The organism is Vibrio sp. 10N.286.48.C11 (assembly GCF_041469805.1).
Classification (GTDB): domain Bacteria; phylum Pseudomonadota; class Gammaproteobacteria; order Enterobacterales; family Vibrionaceae; genus Vibrio; species Vibrio crassostreae_C.
The window spans coordinates 1-252 of the sequence record NZ_JBFRLK010000128.1; the positions used below are offsets into that span (position 1 = coordinate 1).

Here is a 252-nt window from a genome sequence, read left to right on the forward strand (position 1 = left end):
ACAATACAGATTTCTTAGGCGATATAGCGCTTGATTGGGCGGGACTCTCCACCATTGGTATGGTCGTTTCAATTCGTCAAGAAGGTGATAAGCCAGCAGAAAGAATGCAAATCAAGCACTACATAAGCTCAGCAAAACTAACGGCTAAAGCTTTACTAGAGAGCACGCGAGCACATTGGAGCATTGAAAGTGTGCCGCAGGCACTGAAGTTAGCAGCATAAGGAGATGCTATGACTTAAGGCATAAGCTCAG

The 252-nt window shown here is 45.2% G+C and carries 1 pseudogene; it reads left to right on the top strand.

Going from position 1 to position 252, the window contains the following annotated elements:
* Nucleotides 1–221, top strand: a pseudogene (locus AB4209_RS21760) (ISAs1 family transposase); the annotation flags it as partial.
* Nucleotides 222–252: the final 31 nt, after the last annotated feature.